Here is a 20,788-nt window from a genome sequence, read left to right on the forward strand (position 1 = left end):
CGGACAACTGTTTCCGCTAATTAAAAAATTCCGAGGGTGGATTCACGCGTCCCGTTCTGCTGTAAAAGCCGCCCTCAAACTAAGGAGGGGCTGCCATGCTGAAGAAACGGGAACTGACCGACTGCTATGCACTTTTTGAACTGATGATTCATCCGGATGTCTTCCCTTTTGTCAGAAATAAAGCGGAGACGATTGAAGAGTATATGTTTCATGTCAAAAACATGATCGAAGAGGAAGAACAGGGAAAGCTGATTTCGCGAACAATACTTGATGAATGGGAAAACCCGATCGGCTGCATCAGCTTGTATGAAATCGAAGATCAAAAAGGCTTCCTTGGCACGTGGCTCGGCAAACCTTACCATGGAAAAGGCTTTAACCAGCGGGCGAAAGACGCGTTTTTTTGCGAGCTTTTTTATGAAAAACAAATCGAAGCCGTTTTTATGAAAATCAGAAAAACAAATATGCGCTCCCTCAAAGCAGCTGAAAAGCTCCCATATGCCGTCAAGTCTGATCTTGACTGGATCGGCAGCGACACATTTCACCTGTATGAAATCCCGAAAGATTTGTACACGCTGTACAGCATGAGAACATTCGAGGAGGAAAACCACCGGTTAAAAGAAGCTTAATACTTGTATAAATGCCGCTGAAACGGACAGCCTGTGAATAACTGAGGTTTTTAGGAGGCTTGAAAAGATGGCTGACAAGAAAAAACGGGAGCGTTTTAAATCCTCTCTGAACAAGACGCAGGAAGTCAGATATTCGCGCGAATTTAAAAGGGCTGAGCGCGCCGCAAGGGAAAAATCGTAATGCATAGCGGGAGCCTGATCAGCGAACAATAAGGCTTGACAGGCCGATTATTGATGAGGAGTGATCATATGGGCAGAAATGCAATCCACAAAAACCGTGACAAAAACAAGCAAAAACTCCCTCAAGTTCCTGATCAGTATAAAAGAGAAGCTGACGGAGTGTACGAAGAATATTCTGCAGAACTCGCCGATCAGGATGACCGCGAAGCACAAGCCCGCATGCAGGCAGCTGATAAGCGCGCGGAAAAGCGGCAGTCAAAATAATAATCGAGGCCCAGGTTTCCTGGGCCTCATTCTTTAAGTTAATTCAGTAAAAAGCTGTGCGGCCGGGGTCCTGTGCTTCGCTTCAGGAATTTCCGCAGGATATCCGATCTGCAAGAGAGCTGCTACCCGCTCATCGCGCTTCAGTCCCATTAACCTGTGCAATGTTTCATGAGAGAGAACTTCCCCGCTCTTCCATACCATGCCGATGCCTTTTTCCCAAGCAAGCAGCTGCAGATTCTGGATCAAACAGCTGACGGCTGCAAAATCATCTCGTCTGACCCGTTCGTTTTCGTCTTCTTTCATAATAACGAAGAGAAAAGCCGGAACGCTGAGAATATGCTCCCTGAACTTATTGATTTGTTCTTCCTGCATATTCGGCTTGAGCTCTTTAAACGCCGCTTTTAAATTGTCGGCATGCTTCTTTTTCCCGCTTTCCGTCCCGATATAAATGAACCGCCACGGTTCTGTCAGCTTGTGGTTCGGAGCATAAACCGCATCTTCCAAGAGTTCCAGCACCACTTCTTTCGGCACCGGATCCTGTTTAAACTTTCGAATCGTTCTTCTATTTCTGACGCAATCTCGGATACTTTGAATTTCCAGCGTGTCGTTCATGTGGCCGCCCCCTTAAATGAAAATGATTATCATTGTTGATTATAATGTTTACCGCTTGTGTTTGCAATGATCATCACTCGTTAAAAAAGGCGGTACCTGTTTTACACCTCAAAGCTTTGCTTTTCAGCAAACACAGCGGTTCCTGTCATACGCACTTTCATGATGCCGTTTTGTTCCGCAACTTCGATTTTCACTTTCCCGTCTTTTCCGATTTCCTGGCCCTGTTCAATCAGAAAATCAGTCCGGTCCTCTTCACAGAATTCCTTTCCGTACGTTTTCATATAAGCGCCCATCACTCCTGATGCCGTTCCTGTGACAGGATCTTCACTCGTTCCGGAATAAGGCGATGAAAAATGCCTGCCGTGAAGCTGACAATCCCGATGGATCGTCTCCAGGCAAAACGGATGGACAGACGCCCGCGGCATCTCTGTTAAAACGTTGGGGAATTCAGCTTGAACGGGCTTCATCCTGCGGATCGCGGCCAAGTCTCTCACCGGCACAAGCAATGTCCATATCCCTGTGCTTCCGTAAACAATGGGCAATGCTTCATGAAAGTCCGCTTCGCTGATCCCTAGCGCTTCCGCCAGTTGGCTTCTGCTTCCAGTGAAAGGCTGAAAACACGGCGGCGCCTGCTCCAACGTCACCAAAAACCGCCGATTGTCATCAGAGGCGGTATACACGGAAAGAACGCCCGCTTTTGTTTCGACCTTCAAATCCGCCCCGGCTTCGATCTCGCCTTTTTCCAGAAGCGCATAAAGAGAAGCAACAGTCGCATGTCCGCATAGATTCATTTCATGGCCCGGCGTAAAGTAGCGGATCCTTATGTCGGTCGACTCGCTCGGCAGGAGGAAAGCCGTTTCGTTATAGCCTGCCCATTCAGCGATCTTCTGCATCTCTCGATCGGTCAATCCGTCTGCTTGAAGCACGATGCCAGCCGGATTTCCCTGACCCGCCGTCTTTGAGAATGCGTCATATCTTAATACTTCAATTTGCTTCATTTTGATCCCCCATTTGTCGATTCGGTCCTTCCCTTCCAATCATTTGCAGTATACCGCCTTTCAGTGCTTCTTACAATGGCAATCTAAAAAAGACCGTTTTAAAAAACGGTCTCACTTTGTTCTCCTTCCGATCAGCCTTGTCACAAGGATCATCGTTACCGGGAGAGATCGGTTTTTCCGATAGGCTAAATATTTTCCCCGCCAAACCGGTTTATATTTTTCTTTAAAAGACCGCAGTCCGCTGAAACTGTACATGTAGCTGACATTGTTGAAAATCACGGCGGCTAATCGCTCCGTCCAGAACGACTGAAACGATGTCCCTACATTCGATAAAGGGGCCATTCCCATATTGAAGGCCGTGTAGCCCTGTTCTTTTCCCCATTGAAATAAATAGATGAACAGTGCATCCATGATTCCTTTTGGCGCTTTCTTCGAATAGCGCATCAGATCGATGGATATTTCCCCTTCGCGGTACATCGGCATGATATTCATAAACGCGACAATCTCGCCTTCTTGGCTTTTTAAAACGGCAATCGGCGCTTTTTGCAAATAATCTTCTTGAAAAAACCCGAGCGAAAAGCCTTTTTCTTTTTTGCGGCCAAGCCATTCATCAGATACCTGCCTCAACTCATTGAGGAATTCTCTCGAAAACGGCGGCTGTTCGACATGGAATGTATACCCTTCCCGTTCAAAACGGTTGTAAATCGCCCTTAATCCGGCCCGCTTTTTTCCGCTGATTGTAAAGGTGTCAAGGTCGACAATCGCCTCTTCTCCAAGCTTGAAAAAGCGGTATCCGAAATCATGATAGAGCGCCATGTCTTCTCGTTCGATCTGATAGAAAATGACAAGATACCCTTTTTGGTCAGCCGCATGGAGGAATTCTTTGATCACGAGTGGAAACGAGTCTTCCCGGCCGGACGGGTCGCCGAGCACAACGAGGCGCTGGCCGACTTTGGCGAATTGAATCAGCGCATTCCCGTCGCTTGAATAAAAAAACCGCTTGTCCCCCAAAAAGCCTAAATGGCTCAAAGCGTTGCCGCCTTTTTCTTCTAGGAATACCTCCAGTTTCTCCGGATCAGGCTCTTCACCGATCTCTTTCGTTTTCCTGTTAAACGCCCAGATGAAAACAGCGAAATACAGCGGAACGAAAAATAACGCAAAAAACGTCGCGAAGTCGACATGGCGTTCACTGTGAATGAAATAATCTTTTACGAGAATATGGCCGAGCGCCTCCCAAATGTTTGAAGCGATAATATTGTAATTCAACAAAGTAAAGAGAAAGATAAAAGTTCCCCATGCGATTTGCCCGAATGTGTAGACAGCCCGCTCTCTTGTAAACTGCCCCCTCAGCAAGACAAACAGGGCAAACACCACAGGAATCATGAAAACCGCGCTAATATTAAAGCCTTTAAAAAGCGTGAACAGAAAGGCAAACGCTAAAGCGGTCAGCGTCATATAATAAGATCTCTTTGTCCTCCGATAAAGCTCCAGCGGCAGGATCAGCAAAATCAAGCCGAAACTGAGGGACACGCCGTTAAAAAACACGAGCATGTACTTCGGAATATTCGGTATCAATGTAATCCTGTCAATCGGCAGTGCCACAGATGCGATCACAATCGCTCCGCTGCAAAATGCGATGACTGAAAGCGAGCCGTTCAACAGTCTGAATAGCAGCGCTCTATGTAAAATCAACAGAATATTGGTCGTTTCTATTGCCGGGGCAATAATCGGCTTTTCTTCGAGCTTCTTCATCGTATTCCCAGTCAAATCGGCTGCTGCAAAAATAAGACCGAACACAAAAGGGATAAACGAATAGGCGATCCGGTAGAGCACAACCGCCGTCAGAGTGATTTCCTGATCAACACCTAGCTGGCTCATCCCGACCAAAAAAAGCAGGTCGAACGAACCGAATCCGCCTGGAACGAGACTGATCATTCCGGCTACAGATGCAATCGTAAAAACGCCGATGACGGTTTTTGTGTCCAATTCAACGCCCATCGTCACAAGGGAATAATACATAACCGCTGCAGCGGCAAACCACTCGATCACCGATGCCCCCAAATAAGAAAAGAAGACCGAAAGCCGCATGCCGTTTTCGGCTCCTGCGCTTCTCTTCTTTTTGATCATTAAAATGACGGCCGCACCTGGAGCGATCATTGCCGTACCGATAACAGCCAGCAGCACCCACGTTTTTTCTGTAAACAGATCCCCGGCAGGCAGAAACCCGGCAAGGACGAGAAGGCTGAGGACAGACAGCCCGAGAAGAATCGAAGACGCAAGCCAAGCGATCCCCCTGATCAGCTTCTTCACATCATCAACATGCTCTTTGTAAAGGATCGTTCTCAATCCTGCACCTGACAATCCACCGAACCCGAGAACATTGTTAAGTGAGTTGGCGATCCATGACACCTTGATCGTTTTCCATTTCGAAACCTTCATTCCGAGGGAGCGGACCAGAACAAAATCGTATAATGTCATCGCCAAAATGGCGGCAAGTCCGAGAAAAACTAGGATAAACAAGTCAACCCGATTAATTTGATCGATAATCAAAAATGTTTCTTTAAAAGACAGCCCGGCCAGTTCTTTTTTCGCTTGAAAAAAGACGAACAAAAGAACAGCCGCCGGAAACACGATCCTTAAAATCCCCAGCGCATTTTTTTTCATGAAAAACCACTTCTCTCTAATCACAGGATACATCCATCACGTTTTGGGTGATAACTTATATATCTTACCTTAATTTACCGGCTAGAAAAAGCAAAAACCAACGATTCCGCTGTTATGTTAGTGTTAACAATCCCCTCTGAAAACAAACGGTAAACAAAAAACGCGCCGAGGCGCGTTTTTTTCAGTTCCAACCCATTCTTTTTCGAAGTGCAGTAATATGGGCAATATGGTGGTGTGAGTGCCACACATAGAGAGCGAGCGCTTGATACAGCTTCATTTCCTCTCCTGTGTCAGGATAAACGTACGCTTTTTCAAAATCCGTTTCTGTCAAAGATTCAAAAAGAGCGGCCCAGCGCAGATGCAGCGTGTTCAAAAGCGCCAGCGACAAATCCGGATCGAGCGTTCTGGCATCGGCAAGTCCGGCCCAATTCTGTTCGTCAAACGTGCGAATCAAAGGCGCCTCCTCTGTCAGCGCCAACTTGCTTCGAATATAGCCGTTCATATGGCTGTCGGCGAGATGGTGAACGACTTGCCGGACAGTCCAGCCTCCGGTCCGGTACGCTGTATCAAGCTGTTCTTCATTTAGTCCCGCCACCGCGCTTCTCAGGAGATGCGGCGCTTGCTTCAGGTCCCCGATCCATTTTTCCTGTTCACTTTCGTCCGCTTCAAGCGGTTTGGAAAAGGTACCGATCGGATATTTCAACTGATCCATTGTCTGTTCCTCCCCTAGTCGCAATACACTTCATCATGCTTTCCAAAAAGGTATTCGATCTGTTCATAGGTATTCCTTGCTTCCGATAATTCAGGCAGATTCTCCAATGAGAAAAAACCAAGGTTTTGCGTTTCTGTCCCCGCTTCCGCCTTGCCTCCGACAATTTGACAGGCAATAAACAGTTTATAGATGTGGAAGGCGGAAGGAGGATGGTTGTGGCGCTTTTTATCCATGACCGCCAAAAGTTTTTGCGCCTTAACCTTCAAACCTGTCTCTTCAAGCGTTTCTTTAACCGCGATTTCTTTCGGTGTAAAGCCGATGTCTGCCCATCCGCCTGGCAGCGCCCATTTACCGTCAGCTTTTTCCTGGACAAGGAGGAGCTTATGATCTTTAAAAATCACGGCTCTCACATCGACTTTAGGCGTTTGATAGCCGGATTCTCCGGCAAAAAGCTCTTTCACTTTTGAGAAATCGGTTTCCGCATAATCGGCAATGATTTCGCAGCTCAGCTCGCGAAGCCGCTCAAAACGTTCACGATCAAAGTCATCTTTTGTATAGGCAAGCCCCGCCTGGGCGATGGCTTGAATTTCCTTTGCCCAATCCAGCCATTTCACATCCTTTGTCATTCGCTGATCCCCCGATCTGCAGGAGCTATAGACCGGTAGACACGGTCAAGCCATTGCGTGCGTTTTTCTTCAGAGCTGTCTTTCACGCCGGCAAACAGCAGTCGCCTTACCCGCCGTACGCCGCAAAACTTCAACATCACATCTTTAACCGTGACCCAGTCGGCATCCCGCCGCCAAAACCGCAAATACCATGACGGAGCATCAGCCGTATAGTAAACCGATGCTGTTCGCGCCTTCAGCAGGCCTTTTGGCAGCTTTCCTTGATATGTATAGGCTTCTCCGGCGGCAAAAACGCGGTCAATAAATCCTTTCATGATCGCCGGCATTCCGCCCCACCAAAGCGGATAAATGAAAATCAGATGGTCGGCGTTTTTGACAATTCTTCGGTATTCGGCGGTTTCCGGGTCGTGCTTCATATCAGAACGCCTTTTCTTTTCATCAAATAAAAGAACGGGATCAAACCGGTCTTTGTACAAATCAATGACATCATAAGAATGCTTACCGTCCTCAAGCGCCTTTATGACTTGATTTAAAATGGCTCCGTTGAAACTGTTTGGATTTGGGTGTGCATATATAACGGCAGTCTGCATATCGCTTCCTCCTTTTCGTCCTTTGATGGAATTATATTGTTTATTTTGCAGAATTTAAAGAAAATGAACTTGGATCGAACATGATATGAAAAACCCTTTCCTTTTGAAAAGCCGGAAAGGGTTTTCTGTTTAGTTTGCCTTTTTCAGATCTTCATTCAGTTCTTTCATGATCGTTCCGCCGCCATGCTTCTCCCATTTCACGACTGCTTGATCAAAGCTTGTTTCATTGATTTCCCCGAGAATAAATTTGAATGTGGCATCATCCATGATTTTCTTCAATTCTGTTCCCCTGTCCATCTGTGCGGCAGAATACAGCGGTTCGGCCGGATTCTGGACTGCGATTGCCCGGTTGTCCTCCTCAAGCTTTTCATTTTTGGCGCGGAGCGGATCTTCAGCGCTTTTTAAAGCTTGTTTATTGATACCGATCAGCTGGTTTAACGGCTGAATTTCCGCTTCCCACAGATGGTAGTTTTCCTGTTTTCGAAAATAGCCGCTTTCGCCTTTCTTTTCATAGTGTACGCCTTCTATTCCATACAACATTAAATTGTTGAGGTCTTCTTCTGCGATTCTGTCAAAAAACGCGAGGATTTTTTTGACCTCTTCTTCAGTCTTGACGCTTGATTTCGAAATGGCGAACATCCCGCCATGCCCGCCGAGCGCCCATGTTCGCTCCTTGCCGTCGGGGCCCTTGATCCGGTTTGCGATATCAAGCTGAAAGCCTGGGTTCAAAGCGAGTCCCTGATCACGCAAGTTCATGGCATCGCTCAGCGCGCCGATATAGATTCCCGCTTTTCCCTGAATCACTAAATCCTGCTGCTGCGTTTTGCTTGTCACCGCAAAGTCGCGGTTCATCAGGCCTTCTTCATAAAGCTTTTTCATATATGCCATTGTGTCTTTATAGGCCTCATGTTTAAAATAAGGGAACAGATTTCCGTCTTCATCCGTTCCCCATTCATTCGGTGCGCCAAAGTACGAAGCCAGGGTTTTAAACGCTCCGAAGGTGAGATCATTGCGGTCGGCAAGACCGATCGTGTCGTCTTTTCCGTTTTGATCGGGGTCCTGTTCTGTGAATGCTTTTGCTATTTTGTAAAGGTCATCAACGGTTTCCGGCATTTCCAATCCGAGATTGTCGAGCCAGTCTTTCCGAATCACGACTCCCTGCCTGGCCATCGGCCTTTCTCTATAAATCCCGTAAACTTTGCCATCAACCGAGATATTTTTTAAAATGGTTTTATCAAGTTTTTTTAAATTCGGATAGTCTTTTAAATACGGACCGATTTCCCAGAACATTCCCGACCGCAGCGCGCTGACAACCGCTGAATCTTCAAGATCAGGCAATGTCATCACTTTAGGCATGCTTCCGCTTGCAAGCGTTGTATTGATTCGCTCTTCTTTTGTTGAATCCGGAACCCAGATGAGCTTCAGCTTTGTATTCGTTTTATCTTCAATGATATCGAGCGCCTTCTCCTTCGGAGGCTGCGGCGTATGGAGCGGTACGAGCCAATCGATTTCAAGCGCCCCGTCCTCTTCTGTTGACGCCTTTTGCTGAGTACAGCCCGCTGAAAAAACCAAAATCAAGATCAGGCAACATAACTTTTTCATATGATCCCTCCCGCTTGATAAGAAAACGCTTTCAAGGAGGAATGCCCGACATGCTCCATCCTAAATATTTCATAGCCGAGCATTCTTTTTCGATTCAATATATGCAGAGAAAAGGATTTACCGAGATGAACGCGCCGCATGTTCATGAAGGCTATGAACTGTATTATCTGCTCAGCGGAGAACGCACGTATTTTATTAACCAAAGCGTCTATACCGCGGAAAAAGGCTCGATGATCATCATCAACCCCCATGACCTCCACCGAACGTCAAGCACGGAAGTTCAAGAGTTTGAACGCATCCTGATTAATTTCTCCCACGAGTTCATTGAACCTTTGCTTGAGTGCAGCCATTATCGGCTGCTTCCGTTTCCGGAAAACCAAAATTTCATCGCATTTTCCCTCCGCGAACAGGCGGCAGTCGAACATCTGCTGATGGAGATGAAGAAGGAGTGCAAGCTGAAAAAAGAAGGACATGAAGATGTCGTCAGGGCGCTGCTGTTTCAGCTGCTTTTTTCCATTTACCGGAGCCTTGCGGGCGGCGGACGCAATCAAACACGACCGCTTCACCCAATGGATGAAAAAATCTCGGAAATCGCCGCATATATCAATGGCAGCTTTCAAGAAACGATGACGTTAAACGGGCTGGCCGGACAATTTTATATCAGCCCATCCTATTTAAGCAGAGTGTTTAAAAAAGTGACCGGCTTTCATCTTCAGGAGTATATCCGGCACATCAGAATCCGCGAAGCGAAAAAACGGCTTCGTGATACAGACGAGAAAATATTGGACATCGCCGCAGATACCGGTTTTAAACATATCAGCCATTTTAATAAAGTGTTTAAAGAAATCGTCGGCATCCCGCCGCTTCAATACAGGAAAAAAAGCAGAGACATTTAATATGCCGTATAACGGAACCAGTCAAAATCAGCGGCGGCCTTTCTGCCGCTTCCGCCGTTATTGGCGAATACCCCGACCATCGTTCCCGTATGTCCCTTTGCATCACGCGACCCCTCATCGCTTAAGAAACGGGCGTCATCGGTACCGCCTGCGTGATGCCAATGCTTCCCTTCATAACTGTAGTAGAAATCCCTCTTTTGCTTATTGATGACAGCTTTTAATAACAGCGGGCCGGCCTCGGCATGTTTTTCCCCCAGCGTTTTTTGGAAGCCGGAGCGATTTTCCTCGACCTTGATCTTTAATCCTTCTTCATAGGTCAGGCAGCATTTCAAATAATTATTCGTGCTATAGTAACAGACGATCCCCGCTTGCTCTCCGGACGCCGAAGGTGAAAAGTCGAGTTTCACGCCGGCGCTGTATTGGTGGTGCTTTTCCCTTCTGACGATCGTATTTTTTGCACGGATGTCGTGTAAATCCCAATCACCTGTCCACAGCCTGAGATATCCCGGTCTTTCGATCAAAGACCAGCCGGAATGGTCGGGATTTCTGACAAACTGCCAGTCAAGACCGAGCGTATCATCGTCAAAATCGTCGAAGTTCTTTTCCTCCCATTTGACCGGAAGAAGGTTTGGAGCGCGCTGAACCAGGCTCGGGCCGTTCAAACTGTTGATGACAAACCAGCCGTCATCCTTCCATTCGACGGGATCCAAAGCGGTCTCCCTGCCAACCGTTGTATAGTTTCCCTCATTGGGCCGTCCGCATAGATACACCGCCCACCATTCTCCATTCTGGGTTTCAACGAGCTTGCCGTGCCCTGCTCTTTGAATCGGAGCATCCGGGTCTGTCTGCGTTAAAATCGGATTATATGGACAGGGCTCATAAGGACCGTACAAATGCGTTGAGCGTGCTGTCGTGATCGAGTGGGAATATCCGGTGCCCCCTTCTGCCAATATCGCGTAATAATAACCGTCTTTTTTCAGCAAATGCGGCCCTTCTGGCGCTCTTCTGCCGGTCCCTTCCCAAATCTGAACCGGCTCGCCGGAGACTTCTGTGCATTCGTCATTTAAAGGAAAGAGCGTGCAGGCAGGACTAAGCAGCATATAGTGCTTCCCGTCGCCGTCAACGAAGTGAGAAGGATCGATGCCGCTGCCTTCATCAATGAAAACAGGCTTTGAATAAGGCCCTTCAGGGCGGCTCGACTTGATCATGATCTGCCTGCGGATCAGCTTTCGGCCGTTGATGACGGTTGGTCCGTTCAGCCTGTGTGTCGCGAAAATGTAGAAGGTTCCGTCATGATACGAGATATCTGGCGCCCAAATGCCGTGCGAATCGTTGATATCAGACAGGTCCAATCCGTCATTTTCCGTGATTCCGTGGCCGATGATCCTCCAATGGACTAAATCTTTAGAGTGGGAAATAACGATTGCCGGGAAATACTGAAACGTTGAGTTCACCATGTAATAATCTTCCCCGACTCTGATGATTGAAGGATCTGGATGAAAACCGGTCAACACCGGGTTCGTATATGTGTGTTCACTGTTCATGGCATTCCCCCCCTGCCGGTTCGACACTGAACCAATCGATATCGCACCAGCCGTCCTGTCCGTCTGCTCCCCCGGTATCGGTGCAATATACACCCGCTTTGGCACCTGTCCACAGCCCGGAAACAGCCTGAAACGAATCACCAATTTGTGTGAAATGACGCTGATCCATGCTGTAGCTGAAACGGCAGACCGCCTGTTCATCAACAGTCACGCGCAAATAGACCGTTTCCGCATGTACGCCGCGCTCTTCTGTTTTGACATCTTCCTGTTCACCTTCCATACGGCCTTTGTATACAGAAAGCCGATAACCGTTTTCCAATTTCGAAAAGCCGAGATAGGAATATTCCCTTCCCATAACAGTCAAGCCGGCCAGCATAGTGTCCGATAAGGCGTTTAGCGACAATTTGACCGTTGCTGTAAAGCCTGGCCCCGAAAATTTCTGCATCAGAAGGTTTGGCAGGCGGCTCAGTTTGAACGGATGCAGGATGCCGCGGCTGTACAAGCGAAGCCTGCCGGGACTGGCGCTGAGAGAGTACCATTCTTGCTTCGGATTCGCTTCCCATTGCCAATGAAGCGCAAGGCGATCTGAAGAAAAATCATCATTGGCATGGTCAAAGGGCTGTTTTCTTTCTTTGGCGTTCGTCTTCGGCTTTTCCCATTGCAAAACCGGTTCACCGATTCCGTCGCCGTTTATGTCTTCTCCCATCAGCGGCCAGCCGTCGATCCAGCGGACAGGTTGAAGGTGCACAACTCTGCCGAATGCTCCGCAATCTTGAAAGTGGATAAACCATGATTCTTCGGAATCTAGTTCAACCCAGCCTCCCTGGTGCGGACCGTTAATGACCGTATTTCCTTGGTGGAGGACAACCTTGTCTTCATAGGGACCGTAAATCTGCTTGCTCCGCAAAACCGTCTGCCAGCCTGTCTTCACCCCTCCGGCCGGGGCAAAGATATAATAATAGCCGTCTTTTTTATACAGTTTCGGCCCTTCAATCGTAGGGTGATTCATCGTGCCGTCAAAGACGATCTCTCCATCGTCTTCCAAAGCCGTTCCGTCTTTTTTCATCCGGCAAAGATTCAGCTTGCTCTTGATTCCGATTCTGCTGTTTGCGTAGGCATGAATCAAATAGGCATTTCCGTCGTCATCCCAAAATGGACAAGGATCAATCCAGCCCTTCGTCTTTTTGACGTGTATGAGAGGCTCCCATCCTTTAAACGGATCTGATGTTTTGCTCATGAAGATTCCTTCATCAGGCGTTGCGAAATACACCCAGAATTCCCCGTTATGGTACCGAATGCTCGGCGCCCATGCTCCTTTTCCGTGAGCAGGGGCCTCGTATTCGCCGAAGGGGAGCTCGTCAAACACATGGCTGATCAAAGACCAATTCACCAAATCTGTCGAGTGCAAAATGGGAATTCCGGGAAAACAGGAAAAACTTGAGGCCGCCATAAAAAAGTCGCTGCCTTTCCGAACGACATCCGGATCTGAGTAGTCCATGAACAGAACGGGATTGCAAAACCGCCCGCGGTCAATGTTCGGATTCCAGACAGGCGGATGTTTCGCCTTACCAGTCAGGCTTTTTGCCATCAATTCTCACCCCTGTTTCATTTCCAGATTTTCAAATTCATGTTAGCATAGCTGCTGCCCCTGAATCTTTGTTATTGATGTCTGTTTTTTCTCATTCTTTGCTTTTGTTGTCCTTTGATTGAATGGCATAAAAAAAAGGCGAAACTAAAGTTTCACCTTTTCAAACGGTCAATCTGATATCAATGCCTGAAGCCGGGTCTTGAACAAACCAAGCGTTTTCTTGATGGTCAACGGCATAACCTGAGCTTTTCAGTTTTTGTACGATGCGGTCAAGTTCCGTTTGACTCGGGAGAAGAACCGTGTAATACGCCATGCCTGCCGCATCAAGTGGAGCAAAAGGCGCATGTTGTCCGGCCCAGATGTTTAATCCGATATGATGATGGTAGCCTCCGGCAGAGACGAAAAGCGCTGACATGTGTTGATAATCTCCCGTGATATCAAATCCCAGTACAGAGTGGTAAAATTCTTTCGCCTGCTTCAAATCTCTGACGTGAAAATGGACATGTCCGATTTTTGTTTCAGGGGGAAGACCTTGCCATTCGTGACCATCGGCTTCTTCAAGAAGACCTTGGACATCAACCGGTTCGGTGCCCATCACGTAGTTCCCCAGGTCATCACGCTTCCATCCCTCGCGCGGACGGTCCCGGTAGATTTCGATTCCGTTTTGATCAGGATCTGACAAGTAAAGCGCCTCGCTGACAAGGTGATCTCCCTGGCCGAGTTCGATACCGGCGCGGATCAAATGCTTCACAGCCATGCCGAGCTGCTTTCGGTTTGGAAGCAAAATAGCAAAATGATAAAGGCCTGCTGCCGATCTTTCAGGGAGCACAACAGCATTTGGAATCTCCTCAATGATCAAAAGCGGATTTTTCCCGTCAACTGTGAACTCCGCCGTTTTGCCGTCCCGTTTTAATACTTGAAAACCGATCACATCCCTATAAAAAGAAACCGATCTTTCAAGACGGCTCACCTTCAGCTTGACATAGCCGAGCTTAGTGCCCGGGTGGATTTGCTGTGACATCTGTTTTTCCTTCTTTCCTTGATTTCAGGATGATTTCCCCAAGGGACAGCATGCGGCTTCCGCTCAAGCCCAGGTATACAGACATTGCAAGAAGCGTTACATCTAATTCATAGCCTGCGCCTCCATCCGTTCCCATGAAACCAGCGGATAGCTTAACAGTGAAAATGGCTCCCAGCATGACAATCGCAAATAAAAGGCCAATCACACGTGTACCGAGCCCGAGAATCATTAAAGCCCCTCCGGCCAATTCGATAATCGCTACGATATAGGCGAGAAAGCCCGGAATTCCGACACTGCTGAAAAATCCTACAGTATTTTCAATCCCGCCTTGAAATTTTGAAAGCCCGTGAAGCAAAAATGTAAGACCTGTAACCAAACGTAAAATAAATGCACCTAATTCGTATTTGTTGTTCATTATTTTCTCCTCTTTTTCAATTTTTATTTTAAAGACCAATGACGAACGCCAACTTTATCCATCTATCAACATATCATCCGTATGAGAATCCAGCATTTTCCTCCTTTTTTCGTTCGTTACTTACTTTGTGTAAGTTAGTATATATAAATAACAAACTTACGTCAAGACATTTTATGAGCTTTGCTCATTCATTGATATACCGTTATAATAGACCTAGAGAGGTGAGGAATATGAGCCTATCATCTTTATGTCCGAAATTTGAAAAAGGAATGAAAATGATAAGTCAGCGCTGGAACGGATTCATCATTCACCAGCTTCTTAACGGCCCGCAGCGGTTTTGCCATATAGAATCTTCCCTTCCCATCAGCGGAAGGCTGTTATCCGAAAGATTAAAAGAACTCGAACACGAGGGCATCATCCACCGGCACGTGTATCCAGAAACACCGGTGCGGATCGAATACTCCCTGACTGAAAAAGGACAGGCGCTTGAACCGGTCCTTAAAGGAATGGAAAAATGGTCGCAGGAATGGATCGATCTGGACAATGCCCATGAACGGGAAAATCATTAGAAAAGGCGTGCATCTCGGGTGCATCGCCTTTTTGTTTTGCCGCTTTCATTTTATTCCGCATATTTTTCAGCTGAATCCCCATTCCCCGCCTTTTTAACGCTTGCCTGAACATCAATTTTTAATCCTCATATATTAAATAGGGAAAGATGACGAAGATATCCTGAGAGGAGAAAGAAATGCGGAGATGCTTGAAAATATTAGTTTTGATTAAAACGTTTTGGAAGACCATGCCCAAACATGAAGTAAAGTATAAAATGATGAAATCTCTGGAGGAGTTTGCCGAAGTCATGTATTGGCATACAGACGGCTATCTTCCGGATATATTGGACAAAATTCAATTTCGTCCTGATTTCATTTTCCATTACGACATTGCCTACGGCTTCTCATTGTCCCCTAACATTAGGGGGCTCAAGGATACAAACATCCCCACCGGCGCGTTTGTAATCGATTCTCATTTTAATAAACAGATCAGAAGCAGCTATTTCGAAGAAAACCAAATTGATTTAATTTTTTCAGTGACAAAAGAGCATTTTTTAAATGAATTCCCCCAGTACAAAGAAAAATTCAGATGGGTCCCATGGGCAGTTGATCCAGAAATATTCAAGGACTGGAAGTTGAAGAAAACGATAGACTATTTGCTCATGGGACTTGTACATGAAGGAAACAAAAGATACCCCCCAAAAGGAAAATACCTTTTTAGGGAGGCTGTACTTCAGACGATGAAGCATGAAGAAGGGTTTGTTCACCACCCTCATCCCGGCAATGTCATAACTGACGAAGAAGAAATCAAGCAGGCTTTTTTGAATGAAAAGTATGCCCAGGAATTGAATAGGGCAAAGATATTTTTCACGTGCGGTAGCGCCCTCCGCTACCCGCTGTTAAAATTTTTTGAGGCCCCTGCCTGCAGAACGCTGTTGCTGGCGGAGCCAAATCAAGATATTTTCGATCTTGGCTTTAAAGACGGCACCCATTTCATTGCTTGTGAAGTTAAAGACTTTTATGACAAAGCAAAATACTATCTTCAAAACGAAAAAGAAAGGCAGCGTATCACTGACAACGGCTACCGTCTCGTTCATTCACAGCATACCTATCATGCGCGTGCACAAGAAATAGTAGACGCGATAATAGATTTTTTAGAGCAGCAGGAACGGTGATGAATTGATCCATTTTTCTTATCCGGCGGGATTCTTCCCGCACGCATTTTCTTTCCAGACATATATTTCTATTACTGATGATTTAAAAGATTTCGAGGTGAAAAACATGGGAACGGAAATGCCCGCTGAATTTTATGATCAATTTATTGACCGACATCTGATTCCACTTGAAAAAAGCCCTTGGAGAAAGGTGTATGAAGAAGCTGCACGTTTATTGCCGGAGTCCAAAGATGAAACGATTGTTGATATCGGCTGCGGCACAGGGAGATTCGCAAAGCTTTTATTTGACAAAGGATACAGAAAGTATTTAGGCATCGATTTTTCCAAAGGAATGCTTGAAGAAGCCAAAAGGTATAATCCCTCGTTTACTTTCATCGAAGGGAATGTATATGATGAGGCGATCGTCCGGATGTTGCAAAAGTATCATGTTTTTGTTTTGCTGGAAGTGTTAGAGCATATAGAGAAAGACAAAGCGTTTTTATCAAGTCTTCCTCAAGGGAGCGATATGGTGATTTCTGTGCCTAACTACGATTCGCGCGCCCACGTCCGCCACTTCAAACATATTGACGAAGTCATCGAAAGATACGACGGCATATTGGATTTTCAGAACAGTGAAAAAGTCGTCATTAAAACATCTGAACGGCTGAAGAATGAAATTTACCTGCTGAACTGTAAAAAAAGATAATAATTGGCATGTAGCGAGCTAATGCGGATAACCTGTGAAGCGTTAGCTTGTCTCTGCATCAAAAGAGCATCCCCCAGTCGCACATGCAAGTCTCTGCAGCTTGCATTTGTCATTTCAGGAGATGCTATTTGCCCCGGCACAATTATGATTGATTCAGCAGTTTCTCAACCCTTTCACGGACTTGCGGAACCGAGAGACCGATGATAATTTGCAAGGCTTTTCCGTTTCTGACGACACCGTGAACGCCAAAGGACTTAAATGTACTGTCCGGCTCCACTTTTGACTCGTCATACACGCTGACTCTCAGTCTTGTCGCACAATTCGTCACTTCAGCAATGTTTTCCTTTCCGCCGAGCGCTTTAATGCAAAGAACTGCCTGATCGGTCTCAGCAATTTCCTGCGACGCAGAAACCTCTTTTTCGGATTCTTTTTTCGCCTTGTAATCTTTTTTTGAATAAAATTTTGTCTCCTGCTGCTGGTCTTTTTCACGCCCCGGTGTGGCAATATCCAATTTTAAAATCAAGAACCTGAATACGAAGAAGTAAATGGCGGTGAAAGACAAGCCGATCAAAATTTGAAAAACATAAGTGCTGCCATGCTGATGAAACAGAGGTATCCAGTTGAGCGTTAAAATCTCGATTAAACCGCCGCCCATATTTCCGACCACCCCTGCAGCATACATCAAGGTCGCCATCGTCGCGGCCAAGAGACTGTGCACGAAAAACAGCAGCGGCGAAATGAACAAAAACGTAAATTCAATCGGCTCCGTGATCCCCGCAATCACCGCTGTCAGCGTGATCGGAATCAGCAGACCGGCAACGATTTTCTTCTTCTCTTTTTTGGCTGTTACATAGATCGCGAGCGCGATTCCCAGAATTCCGAAGATTTTAGAGTTTCCGTGGAGCGCGAACCCGCCTTGAGGAAAGAGTTCTTTCAACGGCACAGAGCTTGCTGAGAACTCGCTGAGATGCTGCGCCCAATAGGTGACAATTCCGCCTTCAACTACAGCCGGGCCGAATACAAATGGCGTGTAGATGAAGTGATGCAGGCCCGTAGGGATCAAAATTCTTTCCAAAAATGTGTAAACCCATACGCCGAAGGCTCCTGAGGCGATAAGGAAGCTTTGCAGCGACGCAATGCCACCCTGCACCATCGGCCAAATCCACGCGGTCGCTAGTGCTACCGGAAGCATAATCGCGAATGAAATGATAACGACGAATGAAGAGCCTTGAAAAATCCCTAAAAAATCGGGCAGCTTCTTATCAAAGTAGCGGTTGTGGATATAAACGACAATCGATGAAATCAGAATCGCCCCGATAATGTTCGTATCAAGGGTTTTGATGCCGGCAATTTCCGCAAGCCCGCTTGTTCCTCCGGCTTCCTGAGTCATATCAACACCGAAAAAATCGCCCCATACAGTCAAAATGGCGCTGACAAAATAATTGAAGGTCAGATAAGTAGTAAGCGCTTCCAAACATGCCCGCGCCTGCGCTTTTTTCGCCAGTGCGATCGGAATTCCGACCGCAAACAGCAGCGGCATTTGCCTGAAGACGGTCCAGCCGCCTTCCTCAAGGATATACCAGAATTGATACCAAAAGGTGTCCTGACGGGCAAGCGATCCCATCAGCTGCTCATTTTTAAATAATGTGCTGAGGCCTACGACGATCCCGGCAAAAGCAAATAGCAAAACCGGCACAAACATGGCGCTTCCGAACCGCTGTACTTTTTGCATCAATGTGAATCCCCCCTGTTATTCCTGATTTTTCTTTTCTTCAGCATAGTCGACATAACTGCGAAACAGCGCTTCCCCAACGAGAAAAAAGGGCGCAAAAGCAGTCAGCTCTGTTTTTGGACAAACCGTCACCGTCTGGCTCGGCGCATAGAGATTGTAAGGAGTGAGCTGGGCGAGCAGATTATTTTTCAAATTGGTTAAAGAGATAAAAGGAATTCCCTTTGCCGAGAGAGACTGTGCCTGCGGAATCAGCGACGGGGTTTCTCCTGACAGCGAAATGATGATGATCAGATCGGCCGGGCTAAAATCAGGAAACATAAGGTCGAAATCGATTTGATCTTTGATCACCGTCAAATAACGGTGCTGAGAAACAAACATTCGCTGCAGCTCATAAGCGCACGTGGTCTGAGCCGTACCTGAACCATAGACAAAAATGCGGTCTGCTTCGTCAATGAGCTGACACATCTTTCGCAAATCCGTATTTTTCAAATACTTCATGCTCGCTTCCATATCCCTCATGAGGCTTTCAAAGGAACGGCAATCTTCCCGCTCTTCTTCCCGTTTCTCGGCCTCCCATTTCAGAAACACCCTGAACTCGCTGTATCCGCTGAAATCCAGTTTTTGTGAAAGTCTTAAAATCGATGTGCGGGATACATTGCACTTCTTTGCTAATTCGTTGATGCCCAGCTTGTAGCAAGTGTCTTGATGGTTCAAAATATATTTCAATACATGAAAATCGTTTTCATTCAATTTTTTATAATGCTTGTTCATTAATTCTTCCAACTGCATCATTTTCACCCCATTTATTCTCTGTCTCTATTATATAAAATACGAGAATAAATGGGAGATATGCCTGGGCTGACCGGTATGGCTCAGGAGCCCAGGCGTTGTCATCCTTAAAGCGACGGCTGAAGATTTTCCGCGGAAAGCTCCGGCCAATATGCTTTGTTCGCTTCAATCAGATCATCGAGAATCAGTTTGGCTGTTCTTGCATTCGGCACGGTCCGCGACAAAATCAGGGCCTGCCAAAGTTTTTGATACGATTTTTCAATCCAAGCTTCAACGACAAGCTTTTCAACAGACACCTGCTGTTCCATCAGCCCTTTTTGGAACTGCGGTATCTTGCCGATTGTGATCGGCTCCGGACCGTTTTTGCCGACAATGCAAGGTACCTCAACCATCGCCGATGAATCGAAGTTTTGGATCGCTCCGTTATTTTCAACGATTAAAAGCATCCGTTCACCGGTATTAAACGCAAGGGCGCGCGCAAGGTCGACAATATATGAAGCATGGTCATCAATTTTGATTTTGCTGCCGGCGCTGGATTGGGCTTTTGCGATTTTTTCACACTCGCCGAAAATGAATGTCTCGCGCCCTTCCATTACTTCGTTCGCCCGCGTAAATTCAGGGTTTGATTTTTTCACCATGTCATCGGGATAAAAATAATATTGCAAATACGTATTTGGAAGCGTCTCAGGGTCGAGTTCATATACTTCCCGCGCTTTTTTGAACGTGTCGTTCCAGCTGGCCTCAGCCTTTTCATGTTCATGTTCCGGAATATAGCCGAATTTCCTGACATGCTCCTTGATCGCCGGCATCAGATCGTTGCCGTCTTTGTCACAGATTGACGTCCACCAGCCAAAATGATTAAGACCGTAATAACGGACGACCATCTCTTTCCGCGAAGACATCCCGAGAATTTGAGCCATCCTGTCTTCGATACCGATCGGCATATCGCAAATGTTCAGCACTTTTGATGTCGGCCGCAGCCTTCTCGTCGCTTCGGCAACGATTGCAGCCGGGTTTGAATAGTTCAGCATCCACGCATCAGGTGAATAAGTTTCCATATAATCAATGAGCTCAAGCACGCCGCCAATCGACCTCATCCCGTACGCAATTCCTCCGGGTCCGCACGTCTCCTGGCCGACGACTCCGTATTTCAGAGGGATTTTTTCATCGAGCTCACGCATTGCATATTTGCCGACTCTGATATGAGCCATGACAAAATCAACATCGGAAAACGCCTCTTCCGGATCGGTTGTCGCTAAAAATTGAATGTGCGGAGCCCTTTCTTTAACCAACACTTCACAGGCGCCGGCTATCTTGTCTTGCCGCTCTCCATCATTGTCATACAATTTCAGCTGACGGATCGGGAAATCATCCAGATTGTCCAAGAGCATCAATACAATCCCCGGGGTAAATGTGCTTCCTCCGCCTGCAATGACAATCGAATACGTTTTATCCATTTTTAAAGCCCCCTTATAAGCGTTTACAATTTACTTATATCATGCTGAAGGAGCCGTTCCAACA

General features: G+C 46.7%; 21 protein-coding genes. 7 read left to right on the top strand and 14 right to left on the bottom strand.

Going from position 1 to position 20,788, the window contains the following annotated elements:
• Positions 1-95 precede the first annotated feature (95 nt).
• From H2R00_RS10640 to H2R00_RS10650, 3 genes are all read left to right on the top strand, one after another.
• Positions 96-626: a GNAT family N-acetyltransferase gene (locus H2R00_RS10640; RefSeq protein ID WP_182068951.1), complete on the top strand. Its 531-nt coding sequence runs from the start codon at positions 96-98 to the stop codon at positions 624-626.
• A gap of 67 nt (positions 627-693) precedes the next feature.
• Positions 694-807, top strand: a complete 114-nt coding sequence (locus tag H2R00_RS10645; protein ID WP_154996904.1) for a YfhE family protein — start codon at positions 694-696, stop codon at positions 805-807.
• A gap of 68 nt (positions 808-875) precedes the next feature.
• On the top strand, positions 876-1,070 hold the full coding sequence (locus H2R00_RS10650; protein WP_020450618.1) for a YfhD family protein: 195 nt from the start codon (positions 876-878) through the stop codon (positions 1,068-1,070).
• 33 nt (positions 1,071-1,103) lie between these two features.
• On the opposite strand, the gene H2R00_RS10655 is transcribed toward H2R00_RS10650, so the two are convergent.
• From H2R00_RS10655 to H2R00_RS10685, 7 genes are all read right to left on the bottom strand, one after another.
• Entirely contained in the window at positions 1,104-1,682 is a 579-nt protein-coding gene (locus H2R00_RS10655; protein WP_154996902.1) for a nitroreductase family protein, read from the bottom strand.
• A gap of 101 nt (positions 1,683-1,783) precedes the next feature.
• The gene (locus H2R00_RS10660) at positions 1,784-2,680 is read right to left on the bottom strand and encodes a PhzF family phenazine biosynthesis isomerase (RefSeq protein ID WP_182068953.1); all 897 of its coding nucleotides are present in this window, start codon (positions 2,678-2,680) and stop codon (positions 1,784-1,786) included.
• 111 nt (positions 2,681-2,791) lie between these two features.
• Positions 2,792-5,344 carry a bifunctional lysylphosphatidylglycerol flippase/synthetase MprF gene (mprF, locus tag H2R00_RS10665; RefSeq protein WP_182068955.1) on the bottom strand — a complete coding sequence of 851 codons (2,553 nt, stop codon included), beginning with the start codon at positions 5,342-5,344 and terminating at the stop codon, positions 2,792-2,794.
• A gap of 181 nt (positions 5,345-5,525) precedes the next feature.
• Positions 5,526-6,056: a YfiT family bacillithiol transferase gene (locus H2R00_RS10670; RefSeq protein ID WP_154996896.1), complete on the bottom strand. Its 531-nt coding sequence runs from the start codon at positions 6,054-6,056 to the stop codon at positions 5,526-5,528.
• 14 nt (positions 6,057-6,070) lie between these two features.
• Positions 6,071-6,682 carry an NUDIX hydrolase gene (locus H2R00_RS10675; protein ID WP_154996894.1) on the bottom strand — a complete coding sequence of 204 codons (612 nt, stop codon included), beginning with the start codon at positions 6,680-6,682 and terminating at the stop codon, positions 6,071-6,073.
• Positions 6,679-7,272 (bottom strand): NAD(P)H-dependent oxidoreductase, encoded by a 594-nt coding sequence (locus H2R00_RS10680; protein WP_182068957.1) that lies wholly within the window; start codon positions 7,270-7,272, stop codon positions 6,679-6,681. The genes H2R00_RS10675 and H2R00_RS10680 overlap by 4 nt, the downstream gene beginning before the upstream one ends.
• Positions 7,273-7,401: 129 nt before the next feature.
• Entirely contained in the window at positions 7,402-8,874 is a 1,473-nt protein-coding gene (locus H2R00_RS10685) for an extracellular solute-binding protein (RefSeq protein ID WP_182068959.1), read from the bottom strand.
• Between the two features lie 50 nt (positions 8,875-8,924).
• On the opposite strand from H2R00_RS10685, the gene H2R00_RS10690 reads away from it, so the two are divergent.
• Positions 8,925-9,770 (top strand): helix-turn-helix transcriptional regulator, encoded by an 846-nt coding sequence (locus H2R00_RS10690; protein WP_154996890.1) that lies wholly within the window; start codon positions 8,925-8,927, stop codon positions 9,768-9,770.
• On the opposite strand, the gene H2R00_RS10695 is transcribed toward H2R00_RS10690, so the two are convergent.
• The 4 genes from H2R00_RS10695 to H2R00_RS10710 form a co-directional block, all read right to left on the bottom strand.
• Entirely contained in the window at positions 9,767-11,314 is a 1,548-nt protein-coding gene (locus H2R00_RS10695) for a glycoside hydrolase family 43 protein (RefSeq protein WP_182068961.1), read from the bottom strand. The two genes, H2R00_RS10690 and H2R00_RS10695, sit on opposite strands and share 4 nt — an antisense overlap.
• Positions 11,304-12,902: a glycoside hydrolase family 43 protein gene (locus H2R00_RS10700; RefSeq protein ID WP_182068963.1), complete on the bottom strand. Its 1,599-nt coding sequence runs from the start codon at positions 12,900-12,902 to the stop codon at positions 11,304-11,306. The genes H2R00_RS10695 and H2R00_RS10700 overlap by 11 nt, the downstream gene beginning before the upstream one ends.
• A gap of 160 nt (positions 12,903-13,062) precedes the next feature.
• Complete coding sequence (locus H2R00_RS10705) at positions 13,063-13,923, bottom strand: VOC family protein (protein WP_182068965.1); 861 nt, start codon at positions 13,921-13,923, stop codon at positions 13,063-13,065.
• Positions 13,895-14,338 (bottom strand): DoxX family protein, encoded by a 444-nt coding sequence (locus tag H2R00_RS10710; RefSeq protein ID WP_154996882.1) that lies wholly within the window; start codon positions 14,336-14,338, stop codon positions 13,895-13,897. The genes H2R00_RS10705 and H2R00_RS10710 overlap by 29 nt, the downstream gene beginning before the upstream one ends.
• 230 nt (positions 14,339-14,568) lie before the next feature.
• Between H2R00_RS10710 and H2R00_RS10715 the strand changes: the two genes are divergently transcribed.
• The 3 genes from H2R00_RS10715 to H2R00_RS10725 all read left to right on the top strand — a co-directional run bounded on the left by H2R00_RS10715 (position 14,569) and on the right by H2R00_RS10725 (position 16,746).
• Complete coding sequence (locus tag H2R00_RS10715; RefSeq protein WP_154996880.1) at positions 14,569-14,907, top strand: winged helix-turn-helix transcriptional regulator; 339 nt, start codon at positions 14,569-14,571, stop codon at positions 14,905-14,907.
• Positions 14,908-15,083: 176 nt separating this feature from the next.
• Positions 15,084-16,061, top strand: a complete 978-nt coding sequence (locus H2R00_RS10720; RefSeq protein WP_154996878.1) for a glycosyltransferase family protein — start codon at positions 15,084-15,086, stop codon at positions 16,059-16,061.
• A 106-nt stretch (positions 16,062-16,167) separates the two neighbouring features.
• Complete coding sequence (locus tag H2R00_RS10725) at positions 16,168-16,746, top strand: class I SAM-dependent methyltransferase (RefSeq protein ID WP_154996876.1); 579 nt, start codon at positions 16,168-16,170, stop codon at positions 16,744-16,746.
• A 142-nt stretch (positions 16,747-16,888) separates the two neighbouring features.
• On the opposite strand, the gene H2R00_RS10730 is transcribed toward H2R00_RS10725, so the two are convergent.
• The 3 genes from H2R00_RS10730 to glvA form a co-directional block, all read right to left on the bottom strand.
• Positions 16,889-18,481 carry an alpha-glucoside-specific PTS transporter subunit IIBC gene (locus tag H2R00_RS10730; protein ID WP_154996874.1) on the bottom strand — a complete coding sequence of 531 codons (1,593 nt, stop codon included), beginning with the start codon at positions 18,479-18,481 and terminating at the stop codon, positions 16,889-16,891.
• Positions 18,482-18,496: 15 nt separating this feature from the next.
• Positions 18,497-19,267 carry a MurR/RpiR family transcriptional regulator gene (locus H2R00_RS10735; RefSeq protein WP_043925869.1) on the bottom strand — a complete coding sequence of 257 codons (771 nt, stop codon included), beginning with the start codon at positions 19,265-19,267 and terminating at the stop codon, positions 18,497-18,499.
• Positions 19,268-19,374: 107 nt separating this feature from the next.
• Positions 19,375-20,724, bottom strand: a complete 1,350-nt coding sequence (gene glvA / locus H2R00_RS10740; RefSeq protein WP_182068967.1) for a maltose-6'-phosphate glucosidase — start codon at positions 20,722-20,724, stop codon at positions 19,375-19,377.
• Between the last annotated feature and the right edge of the window lie 64 nt (positions 20,725-20,788).

This window comes from Bacillus haynesii, assembly GCF_014042035.1.
In the GTDB taxonomy this organism is placed as follows: Bacteria; Bacillota; Bacilli; order Bacillales; family Bacillaceae; genus Bacillus; species Bacillus haynesii.